The sequence below is a fragment of the Natrinema longum genome, from assembly GCF_017352095.1.
Classification (GTDB): domain Archaea; phylum Halobacteriota; class Halobacteria; order Halobacteriales; family Natrialbaceae; genus Natrinema; species Natrinema longum.
In genome coordinates this window covers 3,326,450-3,338,482 of record NZ_CP071463.1, presented here as the reverse complement: position 1 = coordinate 3,338,482, position 12,033 = coordinate 3,326,450, and the positions used below count along the sequence as shown (strand labels likewise).

The 12,033-nt window shown below is 67.7% G+C and carries 12 protein-coding genes; 10 read left to right on the top strand and 2 right to left on the bottom strand.

Features of this window, described 5'->3' with window-relative positions:
• Positions 1–76 precede the first annotated feature (76 nt).
• Both J0X27_RS16555 and J0X27_RS16550 read left to right on the top strand, forming a co-directional pair.
• Positions 77–370 carry a hypothetical protein gene (locus J0X27_RS16555; protein ID WP_207270247.1) on the top strand — a complete coding sequence of 98 codons (294 nt, stop codon included), beginning with the start codon at positions 77–79 and terminating at the stop codon, positions 368–370.
• A gap of 79 nt (positions 371–449) precedes the next feature.
• Entirely contained in the window at positions 450–602 is a 153-nt protein-coding gene (locus J0X27_RS16550; protein WP_207270246.1) for an AbrB/MazE/SpoVT family DNA-binding domain-containing protein, read from the top strand.
• A 75-nt stretch (positions 603–677) separates the two neighbouring features.
• Here J0X27_RS16550 and J0X27_RS16545 read toward each other — a convergent pair whose 3' ends face one another.
• Positions 678–1,277 carry a nucleotidyltransferase family protein gene (locus J0X27_RS16545; protein WP_207270245.1) on the bottom strand — a complete coding sequence of 200 codons (600 nt, stop codon included), beginning with the start codon at positions 1,275–1,277 and terminating at the stop codon, positions 678–680.
• Entirely contained in the window at positions 1,274–2,503 is a 1,230-nt protein-coding gene (locus J0X27_RS16540; protein ID WP_207270244.1) for a molybdopterin molybdotransferase MoeA, read from the bottom strand. Before J0X27_RS16540 ends, J0X27_RS16545 begins: the two co-directional genes overlap by 4 nt.
• A 165-nt stretch (positions 2,504–2,668) precedes the next feature.
• Between J0X27_RS16540 and J0X27_RS16535 the strand changes: the two genes are divergently transcribed.
• The 8 genes from J0X27_RS16535 (at position 2,669) to J0X27_RS16500 (ending at position 12,025) form a co-directional block, all read left to right on the top strand.
• Positions 2,669–3,262: an SRPBCC family protein gene (locus J0X27_RS16535; RefSeq protein ID WP_207270243.1), complete on the top strand. Its 594-nt coding sequence runs from the start codon at positions 2,669–2,671 to the stop codon at positions 3,260–3,262.
• Complete coding sequence (locus tag J0X27_RS16530) at positions 3,259–4,146, top strand: FAD binding domain-containing protein (protein WP_207270242.1); 888 nt, start codon at positions 3,259–3,261, stop codon at positions 4,144–4,146. The genes J0X27_RS16535 and J0X27_RS16530 overlap by 4 nt, the downstream gene beginning before the upstream one ends.
• A complete protein-coding gene (locus J0X27_RS16525; protein WP_207270241.1) occupies positions 4,143–4,802 on the top strand; it encodes a (2Fe-2S)-binding protein in 660 nt (219 codons plus the stop codon). The genes J0X27_RS16530 and J0X27_RS16525 overlap by 4 nt, the downstream gene beginning before the upstream one ends.
• Complete coding sequence (locus tag J0X27_RS16520) at positions 4,799–7,282, top strand: aerobic carbon-monoxide dehydrogenase large subunit (RefSeq protein WP_207270240.1); 2,484 nt, start codon at positions 4,799–4,801, stop codon at positions 7,280–7,282. Before J0X27_RS16525 ends, J0X27_RS16520 begins: the two co-directional genes overlap by 4 nt.
• Positions 7,283–7,465: 183 nt before the next feature.
• Positions 7,466–8,602 carry an XdhC family protein gene (locus J0X27_RS16515; RefSeq protein ID WP_207270239.1) on the top strand — a complete coding sequence of 379 codons (1,137 nt, stop codon included), beginning with the start codon at positions 7,466–7,468 and terminating at the stop codon, positions 8,600–8,602.
• Positions 8,599–9,621: an AAA family ATPase gene (locus J0X27_RS16510; RefSeq protein WP_207270238.1), complete on the top strand. Its 1,023-nt coding sequence runs from the start codon at positions 8,599–8,601 to the stop codon at positions 9,619–9,621. Before J0X27_RS16515 ends, J0X27_RS16510 begins: the two co-directional genes overlap by 4 nt.
• Positions 9,618–11,072 carry a VWA domain-containing protein gene (locus J0X27_RS16505; protein WP_207270237.1) on the top strand — a complete coding sequence of 485 codons (1,455 nt, stop codon included), beginning with the start codon at positions 9,618–9,620 and terminating at the stop codon, positions 11,070–11,072. Before J0X27_RS16510 ends, J0X27_RS16505 begins: the two co-directional genes overlap by 4 nt.
• The gene (locus J0X27_RS16500) at positions 11,069–12,025 is read left to right on the top strand and encodes a Rossmann-like domain-containing protein (RefSeq protein ID WP_207270236.1); all 957 of its coding nucleotides are present in this window, start codon (positions 11,069–11,071) and stop codon (positions 12,023–12,025) included. The genes J0X27_RS16505 and J0X27_RS16500 overlap by 4 nt, the downstream gene beginning before the upstream one ends.
• Positions 12,026–12,033 lie beyond the last annotated feature (8 nt).

Genomic DNA, 12,033 nt, shown 5'->3' with positions numbered 1-12,033 from the left:
GCGAACGATGGCTTCACAAAAGGACTTGGACGTTCCCGTCAGAAACTATAACAGCGTCCCCTGCGACGTACCCGTCATGTGTCGGGAGACGAAGCGCGAACCTGCGTGGGTGTCGGCGATCCGGCTGGCATTCCTCCGGGGGCAGGTCGACGTCGACGGCGTGATGGAAGAAGCGAACCTGATTCCCGGCCGCGAGGGGACGGTTCGGGACGTCCTCTCGACGATGGCGGACCGGAACCTCCTCGAGCCGGTGGATAGCTCCGAGGACACGTACGTTCCGGGACCGGTTCTCGTCGAATCCGACCGATACGACCTCGACTTCACCAAGGCGTCCGACGGCGGTGCACACCGATGGCGCTCGAGCGGGTGACCCCGCTCCGGCCGTCGATGACCGCGTTCCCACCACATAGCGTAAACTATGTATTGACTAGGGCTGTATCCCACGTAAAATGGGTATACTCACCGATACGAAGGTCTCCGAAAAGAACCTGACGACAGTGCCGAAACCGGTTCGAAACTTCCTCGATGTCGGCGAGGGCGATCGGATCGAGTGGCACGTCGAGGACGGACAGATCGTCGTCAGGAAACTCGAGTCGGAGTAGTACGGCCGGACAGCGCCGGGATCGAACGTCCGCTTCGACGAGCGGGGACCCCACGGGACGCGTCCGGGGGGTCGGTCACAGATCGTCGGGGCTGTCGATGTCGCGGCGCACGCCCGGATCGTCGACGGGGACCAGCGCGCTCGCGTCGCTCTCGCGCAGGATCTCGCGACCGCCGATATCGCCGTCGACGTCGGCGAGCGCGTCGAAGAACCGCTCGTCGAACAACACCGGGTTTCCCCGCTCCCCGTCGAACGCCGCCGCGAGCGCGTCACCGGCGTCCGCGGCGTACGCCGAGACCAGCGAATCGACTGTCGACGGAGCGACGAACGGCATGTCCCCGAGCGCGATGACGGCCGCGTCGTACTCGCGGTCGCGCCCGCGAATCGCCCGGATACCGGTTCGGAGCGAGGACGCCTGGCCGGTGTCGTAGGCCTCGTTGACGGCGGTTTCGACGGGAAGACCCTCGATCGCGTCACCGACCCGGTCAGCCTCGTGACCGAGGACGACGACGACCGGCTCGACGCCGCTGCGAACGAGCGTTCGTGCGGCCTGACGGACGATCGGCTCCCCCTCGAGCGTCGCCAGCAGTTTGTTTTCGTTCCCGAAGCGGCTGCTCGTCCCGGCGGCGAGCAAGAGCCCCGCCACGGCCGGCGAATCGGATGGATCCACCGTCATCGTTCCAGCGCTGTCGCCGGAACGACGTCGACCGGTTCCTCGGCGGCGACGCCGTTCGTCGTCAGCACGAACCCGTCGGCTCGGCTCGCGCGCGTACTCGAAGAGAGAACGCTCGGATCGAACGTCTCCTCGTAGATCGGGAGCGGTGAGTCGACGTGGCCGAGTCCCGTCGCGGTCCCGTCCTCGAGCGTGACGGGAATCGCGTAGGTGAAGCCGGCCGTGGCGATCCCCACGTCGTGGGCCATCCGAGCGGACACCGTCGGGAGGGAGGCGTCGCCGGTAAAGAACGGGCGGGCGACGAGTGCCGTCACGAGATAGGCACCGACCGGTTTCCCCGGCACGGCGATCGCCACCGCGTCGTGGTCGGGCAGCCGTGCGACGCCGATCGGTTTCCCCGGTCGGAGCCGCACGCGGTGGAACAGGACGTCGCCGAGCGCGTCGAGCGTCCGGATGACGTAGTCCTTGTCGCCGACGCTCGTCCCGCCGGTCGTGACGACGACGTCGTGCTCGCGGGCCAGTTCGTCGATGCGGGATTCGACCCGGTCGTTTTCGTCGGGGACCGACCCCTCGTAGGTCGCCTCGTGTCCCCACGAGCGGACGAGTCCGGCCAGCATCGGCGAGTCGAGGTCCCGGTGGCGTCCCTCGTGGATCTCCGTGCCGGTCGCCAGCAGGCCGACGGAGGTGCGCTCGCGGACGGCGACGCCGTCGATCCCGAGGTCGCCGAGCAGCAACGCGTCCTTCGCGCCGAGTCGCTCGCCCGCATCGAACAACTTCTCCCCCTCGCTGACGTTGCTGCCGCGTTGGTAGACGTAGGTTCCGGGTTCGATCGCCCTCCCCGTCAGTCGGCCGTTGTCGACGGTCGCTTCCTCGCGCTTGAGCACCGCGTTCGTCGACGGTGGCAGCGGTGCACCGGTCGCGATCCGGATCGCCGTGCCCGACTCGAGGCCGGGTGGCTCGTCCTCCGGGTAGACCGGGTCGTCGACGACCGCCAGCGGATACTCGTCGGTCGCGTCGAACGCGAAGCCATCCATCGTCGCGTGACTGTGTGCGGGGACGTCGACCGGCGCGTGGATCGGTTCCGCGAGCGTCCGGCCGGCCAGTTCGTCCAGGGAGACGCGTTCCGTCTCGAGGGCCGGCAGCAACTCCGTGCGGAGCGTCCGAACGTGGTCGACGGCCGCGTCGAGGTCGATCAGATCGTCGCCGTCGTGGGGATCGTCGGTCGTCATCGGTCTCTGTGAACGGTCGAACCTGTTTGTCGGCAAACACTCATGTTTATTTGTGTGGTACGGGATATCATATACTGTGGTAAATAGTATGCACATAGTGCAGGGTTATAAAAGATGACGACGAGCGTCACACGACCATCGCGGTTCGGACGGAGGAGGATATAAATGGAGTTCGATGGGGAGTTCGAACTCGAGGACGTCCCGCCGGAGAAGGCGTGGGTCGTCCTCTCGGACCCGATCGCGGTACGGAATTCGCTGAAGGGGTGTCAGTACATCACGCCGATGGACGACGACTTCAGCTACGACGACTACGAGGCTGACGAGGACGCGGAGACGCTGCCCGATGCCGATCCGGAGGCCGTCGCCGCGCGGGCGTTCGTCGAGGGCCAGGAGTACGCCGCGCTGATGCAGGTCGGCGTCGGAAGCGTCAAGCCCCGCTTCGAGACGTCGGTGACGATTCAGGAACGCGACGAGGAGGAGTTCATCATGACCGCGACCGGTACCGGGACCGCCAGCGGGAGTAGCTTCAGCATGGATTCGGGAATGCACATCCACCCCCTCGAGGACGGGGAGGGGTCCCGCATCGAGTGGTGGACCGAGGCCGACATTTCGGGTCGGATCGCCCAACTCGGCTCGCGAGTCATCAACCCCGTCGCCAACAAGATCGTGAACAACTTCTTCAGCGACATCGAGAAACAGATGAGCGACGTCGACGAGACGGATTCGGGCATCACGGACCGGATCCGTGGCATGTTATGAAAGCGGCACAGTTCGAGACCCACGAGCCCGATACCGTCGAGGAAGCCGTGAGCCTGCTCGAGAGCCTGGACGACCGGGCGATCCTGGCGGGCGGACAGAGCATGGTGCCGATGCTCCGGTTCCGGCTCGCCGTGCCGGAAACGGTCATCGACATCAACTGCATCGACGGGCTCGACTACCTCGAGGAGGAGGACGGCTGGCTCCGGATCGGTGCGCTCACACGTCACGCCGACGTCGAGGAGTCGGCGCTGATCGACGAGCGGTACGGCAGCTTCGCCGATACGGCACCGCTGGTCGCGGATCCACAGATTCGAAACCGCGGCACGGTCGCCGGCGCGATCGCACAGGCGGATCCGAAAGGCGACTGGGGTAGCGTGGTGCTCGCACACGAGGGCGAGGTCGTCGCGCAGGGTCCGGACGGCGAGCGAGTCATCCCCGCCGAGGACTTCTTCCTGCTGCCCTACGATACGACCCTCGACGAGAACGAGCTCATCACCGAGATCCGGGTCCCGACGCCGGCCCCACGCGAGGGCAGTGCCTACCACAAGCTCAAACGGAAGGTCGGCGACTACGCGATGGCCGGCTCGGCCGCACGGCTCGTCCTCGACGAGGACGGCCGAATCGAGAACGCCGCCATCGGGCTCACGGCCGTCGACATCACGAACGTCCGGGCGACCGACGCCGAGGACCACCTCGAGGGCGAGCGGCCCGGCAGCGAGGTGTTCAAACGCGCCGGGGAGCTGGCGGCCGAGCAGTCCAACCCCGAATCGGACGAACACGGCGACGCGGGCTACAAGGAACGCATGGTAAACGTCCTCACCCAGCGCGCGCTCGGCGACGCCGCCGAACGCGCGGGACTGGTCAAACGGAGGGTATCACAGTGACAGACACGCGCGAAATCACGCTGACGGTCAACGGCACCGAACACACGATCGACGTCGAGCCGCGACAGCTGCTCGTCCACGCGATCAGGGAGGAACTGGACCTGACCGGTACTCACATCGGCTGTGACACCGGGAACTGCGGGGCCTGTACCGTCCTCAAGGACGGCGAGCCGATCAAGTCCTGTCTCATGTTCGCGACGCAGGCCGACGGGAGCGAACTCATGACCGTCGAGGGAATGGAGGACCTCCCGGAAGCCGGCGAGGACCTGCACCCGCTCCAGGAGGGGTTCCGCGAGGAACACGGCCTGCAGTGTGGCTACTGCACGCCCGGGATGCTCATGTCCGGCAAGGCACTGCTCGACGAGAACCCGGACCCGAGCGAAGAGGAGATCCGCGAGGCGATCAGCGGCAACCTCTGTCGGTGTACGGGCTACCAGAACATCGTCCGCTCGATCGAGTACGCCGCCGAGGAACTCGAGGCGGGAGAGATCGCGGCCGCGGACGGCGGGGTCGTCACGGACGCCGACGGCTCGACGATCACGCCCGCCGAGATGACCGACGCGGACGGCGAGTTCGACTGTGGCGTCGAGAACTGCTGTGGCGGACCGATGACCGATCGCGATCACGACTCGATCGCCGGGGGTGAGAGCGAATGAGCAGCGACTCCGAACGGTTCGCGGAGGCCGAAGACGGCGGCCCACAGCCCGAGAAACACTGCGGCCACGGCCGCGGCGGGATGGGCGAGGAGGTCAAACGAAAGGAAGACCAGCGCTTCATCACCGGCCGGGGCAACTACGTCGACGACATCAAGAAGCCGGGGATGCTCCACTGCGAGATCGTCCGCAGTCCCCACGCCCACGCCCGGATCGAGGACATCGACAAGTCGCGAGCGCTTTCCGTCGACGGCGTCGTCGCCGTCCTCACCGCCGAGGACCTGCTCGAGCACGACCTCGCGACGATGCCGACGCTGATGGACGACACGCAGGACGTCCTGGTCAACGACAAGGTGAAGTTCCAGTCCCAGGAGGTCGCCGCCGTCATCGCGACCGACCGGTACACGGCCAAAGACGGGGCCGAGAAGGTCGTCGTCGACTACGACGTCCTCGACCCGGTCATCGGCGCGGAGAACGCACTCGAGGAGGACGCGCCGGTGATCAGGGACGACATCGAGGGCAAGGAGGACAACCACTGTCTCGACTGGGAGACCGGCGACGAGGAAGCGACGGCCGAGGCCTTCGAAGAGGCCGACGTCACGGTCAAAGAGGACATGCTCTATCAGCGGCTCCACCCCGCACCGATCGAGACCTGCGGTGCGGTCGGGGACTACGATCCCGGCAAGGACAAACTGACGGTCCACATGACCTCGCAGGCACCACACATCCACCGGACGCTGTTCGCGCAGGTCTCGGGGATCCCCGAACACAAGATCCGGATCGTCAGCCCGGACGTCGGGGGCGGCTTCGGCAACAAGGTGCCGATCTACCCCGGTTACGTCGTCGCCGCGGCGGCGTCGTACGTCCTCGAGGAGCCGGTCAAGTGGGTCGAGGAGCGCTCGGAGAACATCCAGTCGACCGGGTTCGCCCGGGACTACGACATGACCGGCGAGCTCGCCGCCACCGAGGACGGCGAGATCCAGGCGGTCCGAACCGACGTGCTGGCCGACCACGGTGCGTTCAACGCCGTCGCCCAGCCCTCGAAGTTCCCCGCCGGCTTCTTCAACATCTTCACCGGGTCCTACGACATCGACACCGCCTACGGCACGCTGACGGCGGCCTACACCAACACCGCGCCGGGCGGGGTGGCCTATCGCTGCTCGTTCCGCGTGACGGAGGCGGTCTACCTCATCGAGCGGATGGTGAAAGTCCTCGCGGACGAACTCGATATGGACCCCGCCGAGATCCGGCGGAAGAACTTCATCCAGCCCGAGCAGTTCCCCTACGAGAGCGCGACCGGGTGGAACTACGACTCCGGCGACTACGAGAAGGCCCTGGACAAGGCCCTCGAGATGGCCGACTACGAGAGCTACCGCGAGGAACAACAGCGCCGGATCGAGGAGGATGCCGACAAACTGCTGGGTATCGGGGTCTCCTCCTTTACCGAAGTGGTCGGGGCCGGCCCCGGCAAGTCCTGTGACATCGCGGGCGTCGAGATGTTCGACTCCGCGGAGATCCGGGTCCACCCGACCGGGAACGCCACCGTCCGGGTGGGCGTCCAGACGCAGGGACAGGGCCACGAGACGACGTTCGCACAGATCGTCGCCGAGGAACTCGGGATGGACGTCGACGACATCACCGTCGAGCACGGCGACACCGACACCGATCCCTACGGCCTCGGGACCTACGGCTCCCGGAGTACGCCGGTCGCCGGCGCGGCGGCCGCCGTCGCCTCCCGGAAGGTCCGCGAGAAGGCGAAAGCCATCGCGGCCAACGAACTCGAGGCCGCCGAGGAGGACATCGACTGGGACCGCGAGAGCGGGGAGTTCCACGTCGCCGGCGCGCCCGATCGCTCGATCACGATCACCGAGATCGCCGCCGGCGCGTACATGAACCACCCCTCGAGCGAGGAACCCGGCCTCGAGGCGGTCAACTACTACGATCCACCCGAAATGACGTATCCGTTCGGCTCGTACATCGTGATCGTCGAGGTCGACCGCGAGACCGGCGAGGTCGAGTTCGAGAAGTTCGTGGCCGTCGACGACTGTGGCAACCGCATCAACCCGATGATCATCGAGGGCCAGATCCACGGCGGACTCGCCCAGGGGATCGGGACGGCGATGCTCGAACACGTCACGTTCGACGACAACGGCAACGTCACCGGCGGCGACTTCATGAACTACCTGCTGCCGACGTCCATGGAGATCCCCGAGTTCGAGACGGGACACACCGTCACGCCGTCGCCCCACCACCCGATCGGGGCGAAAGGGGTCGGGGAGTCGCCGACGGTCGGCTCGCCGCCGGCGATCGTCAACGCCGTCGTCGACGCGATGTCCCACGGCGGGATCAGCCACGTCGAGATGCCGATGACGCCCGACACGGTCTGGGAGAAACTCGACGAAGCGGGACTCGCGATGGACCCCGCCGACAACATCGCACTCGAGTTCGATGGACAGCGAAGCGACGGGACGGCGGACGACTGAGCGTCGTCCGACCGCGACCCGGCGTGTCGAACGACGCCCGTGCCGATCGACCGGGACGCTGCGTGTCCGACGACGACCGCGCGGATCGACCGCGAACGGGGACGTCTCGCGTCCCCCTCGATCGGAACCGGGTGCATCTCACGCCCGCTGCAGGGGAGCGCACGCGGATATGATTCCACCGAAATGACCGCAGACACACCAGTAGACGGCGACGAGACCGAGACGTCCGATCGATCAGCCACAGCGACCGACGGGGAGCTCGCCGAGCGAGAGCGGGCCCTGCAGGCCCGCGAGGAGCCGTACGCTCGAGCGACCGTCGTTCGCCGCGAACCGCCGGTTTCCGCCACCGTCGGCGATCACGCGCTCGTCACTGCCGACGGCGACATTCACGGCTGGATCGGCGGCGTCTCCTGTGCACAGTCCCGCGTCGTCAGCGAGGCCCAGGCCGCGATCGCCGACGGCGACCCACAGTTGATCGGTCTCGCACCCGATCCCGACGCGATCGATCGACCCGGACTCGCGGCGTTCCCGATGTTGTGCCACAGCGAGGGGACTCTCGAGGTGTTCATCGAGCCGGTACTCCCGACGAGGGAACTCCTCGTGGTCGGCGGGTCGCCGATCGCCCACTCGCTGGTCAGGCTGGCGACCGAACTCGCCGTCGACGTGACGATCGTCGACCCCGACGGCGCGGACGCCGACCTCCCGGATGGGACGACCGTCGTCGCTACGCTCGAGCCGGACGAAATCGCCGATGCGGTCGGTACGGGGCCGTTCGTCGTCGTGGCCTCGATGGGCGAGTACGACGCCCGGGGCGTCGCCGCCGGGATGCTGGCGGACGCGCCGTACGTCGGGCTCGTCGCGAGCGAGGCTCGCGCCGACGAGGTCGTCGAGCGGGCCGCAGGACTGCTCGAGCACGATCCGGCAGTCGTCCGTGAGGGGGTCACGAACCCGGCAGGCGTCGACATCTCGGCCGGGACCGCGGCCGAGCTGGCGACGAGCCTACTCGCCGAACTGGTCGAGGTGCGCGCCGCTACCGGACGGGCTACGGCAGGAGCCGATTCGACGGCCGAATCGAGGGCTGGAACGGAGACGACGGATACCACCGACCCCGATCCGGAGACGGAGTCGGCGGCCGAACCCGACGACGAATCGGTCGTCGACCCCGTGTGTGGCATGACCGTCGATCCGGACGGGGCTCCGAGCGTCGCCCACGACGGGACGACCTACTACTTCTGTTGTCCCGGCTGTGCGGACTCGTTTCGGAACGACCCGGACGACTATCTCGCGTCGACTGATAATGGGGTACTAGAATCCACATGACGAGAGAGAATCCGGTCCTCCCGGTCGAGGCGATATCCGAGTCGGGAATCAGGGAGCGATTCGAGCGGCAAAACTACGTCGCGGACGACCGCGTGATCACGACCGTCCAGCTCGCGCTTCAACTGGGCCGGCCGCTACTGGTGGAAGGGCCGCCCGGCAGCGGCAAGACCGAACTCGGCAAGGTACTCGCGGAGGGGTTCGACACGGAGCTGATTCGACTCCAGTGTTACGAGGGGCTCACCGCCGAGAACGCACTGTACGAGTGGAACTACACGAAACAGCTGCTCGCGGTCCAATCGAACGAAGGAACCGTCGCCGGTGGAGCCGGCGCGGGCTCCGGATCCGTGGCATCTACGGGCGGGGTGTCCCCGTCGGAACCCGACGCCGAAACCGACGGTCCCCGGTCCGTGTTCGACGACGAGTTCCTGCTCGAGCGACCGCTCTTGCGGGCGCTCACCGCCGGCGAGGACCGATCGCCGGTGTTGTTGATCGACGAGATCGACCGGGCGGACGAGGCGTTCGAGGCGTTCCTGCTCGAACTCCTCTCGGACTATCAGGTGTCGATTCCGGAACTGGGGACGATCAGTGCGGACAACCCGCCGATCGTCGTCCTCACGTCGAATCGGACCCGCGGGCTCAGCGACGCACTCAAGCGGCGGTGTCTGTACCTGCACGTCGAACCGCCGTCGTTCGAGACGGAGTACAGGATCGTCTCCCGCAAAGTTCCCGAACTCGACGCTGCGATCGCGGCCGAGGTGTGCGCGGTCGTCGAACGCCTCCGGGAGGAGTCGTTCCTCAAGCAACCGGGCGTCGCCGAGACGCTCGACTGGGCGCGAGCGATCGCGGCGCTTCGATCCGAGGGCGACGCGGACGCGCTCTCGACGGCCGAGATCGAACGGACGATCGGCTGTCTCCTCAAGGAAGTCCAGGACGTCACCCGCGTCGACACCGCCTTGCTGGAACAGCTCGAAGCGGCCGCGGCCGCTGCCGACGAGCGAGTCGATTCGACCGACACATGACCTCCGACCGGCCACCCTTCGGACCCGCCGACGAGCCCGACCGAGCCGACGCCGAGGATTTCGACCGCGCCGACGCCGAGGGTGCCGAGCGGGGCGGACTCGAGCGGACGACCGGAACCGGCGTGCCGGACTTCGAGGCGGCCCGTAACCACGTGTTGACGGAACTCGTCCGCTTCGTCGGGCGACTCCGGCGTGAGGGCGCGACGGTTCCGGCCGACGGCACCCTCGAGGCGGGGCGAGCGCTCGCCGTGGTCGGACTCGGGGACCGAAAACCCGCCGGAGACGCGCTTCGAGCGACGCTGCTCACCGAGCCGGACGACCGCGAGATCTTCGACGAGGCGTTTCCCACCTTCTGGCACCGGTTGCGGACCGGACTCGATCGAATCGCGACCCACGAGGGCGGCGAGTCGCCGGACGGCGACGCAGGGTCGAAGCCGGAGGTCTCCCTCGAGACGGAGCAACCGGAGACCGAACTCCCCGCCGACGCGGAACTGCCATCGCCCGACTCGGAGGAGGGGCCGGCGGACGTCGACGTCCGGATCTCGACGGGCCGCCGGCACGCGACCGGTGAGCGGGCGAGCGACACGGGCGGCGACGACGCACGGCGGTACAGCCCGGTCGGTGGGCGCGAACCCGTGGCGGTCGAAGGGATCTCGTTGACCGACGACGAGGTCACGGCGATCGATCGGTTCGTCGATGCGCTGGCGACGATCCCCGGTCGACGGACACGGTTGGCCGCGAGCGGTGATCGCATCGACGCGCGGCGAGCGCTCCGATCGAGTCTCGGGACCGGCGGGACGGCGATCGAACTGCCGACACGCGAACCCGTTCCGAGCGAACTCCACTGCTGTCTGTTGATCGACGTCAGCGGCTCCGTTCTCGATACGATCGACCGCGATACGCTGTTGGCCGTCGCGGACCGACTGCAGGACACCGCACGATCGGGGTCGGTGTTCCTGTTCGACACGGACCTCGTCGACGCGACCGAGCAGTTCGAGCGGGCGGCCGGCGATCCGGCCGCGGCCCTGCACGACGCCGAAATCGAGTGGGGTGGGGGGACCCGGATCGGTAACGCGTTCGAAACCCTTCGGCGGAACCACCCCAACGCGGTGGACCGCCGGACCGTCGTCGTCGTGGTCAGCGACGGCCTCGACGTCGGCGACCGGGAAACCCTGGAAACGGGCATCACCTGGCTCTCACGCCGGGCCGACGCGATCCTCTGGCTCAATCCGCTGGCGGTCTCGTCGGTGTACGAACCCCGATCACGGGGGATGGCGACGTGTCTCCCCCACGTCGACGGCCTGTTCGGCTTCGCGGAACCGGCCGATCTCGACGAAGCGGCTCGCCAACTCGAGCGCCACGGGATCGACGGACCGATCGGCTACGAACACGATCGCCGCCGCATCGGGAGCGAAAACGACGCGCCGACCGACGACGGAGAGGACCGATGATCGAGCCGATCCTTCCCGCGATCGTCGACCGCCTCCGGGCGATCGGCACCCTCGAGGCAGCGACGGTCGAGGACGTAACGATCGGCGACGCGGCGGTCATGGTCGAACTCGGGGGCGTGCGGGCGCGACCCGGAGCCAACGCACGGGCCGCTACCGGTTCGGAGGGGACTCGCGGAAGCCAGTCGACCGCTGGTCTCGCTCACCGTCCCTCGGGGCCCACGCGACCGGCAGACGACCTCGACGTCGACACGCTCGTCGGCTGGGCGACGCGGACGAGCCGCGAGTCGCCGATCGACGCGAAGGGGCGATCTGGCGAAGCCGGAGATGGGGCGGCGTCCGCCGACGGACTGCTCGAGAACGCACTCGGCGTCGCGGCGATCAACGCCCTCTCGGCCCCGTCGATCGACTGGCAAACGGGCGATCCGATGGCGTTGCTGGACCCGAGCGTCGACACGATCGCGACGGTCGGCCTCTTCCGGCCCGCGTTCCGGAAGTTCGACGACGTCGACGTTCGCGTCATCGAACGGGCCGACGTCGGCTCGGTGACCGCACCCGAGGGCGTCCGCGTCGCGACGTTTCGGCCGGACGCGGCGAGTGAAGCGATGGCTGGCGCGGACGTCGTCTTCGTCACCGGCTCGACGTTCGTCTACGGCGGTCTCGAGCGCTATCTCGCGGCTGCACCGGCGGCGGCGACCGTCGTCCTGATCGGTGCGACCGCGTCCGTCCTCCCCGACCCTGTCTTCGACGCCGGCGTGGACGTCGTCGCCGGAGCGTCGGTGGCCGATCGGGTTCGCGTCCGCGAGGCCGTCGCACGAGGTGCCTGCGGGACGGACCTGCACGACGCCGGCGTTCGGAAAGTATACGTGGCTGCCGACCGATCGACTGATCCGAGTCAAGGACTAACACACACGCGAAGTGGGGGATCCAACCGAGATGAGACGACAGACGACTGACCGACAGC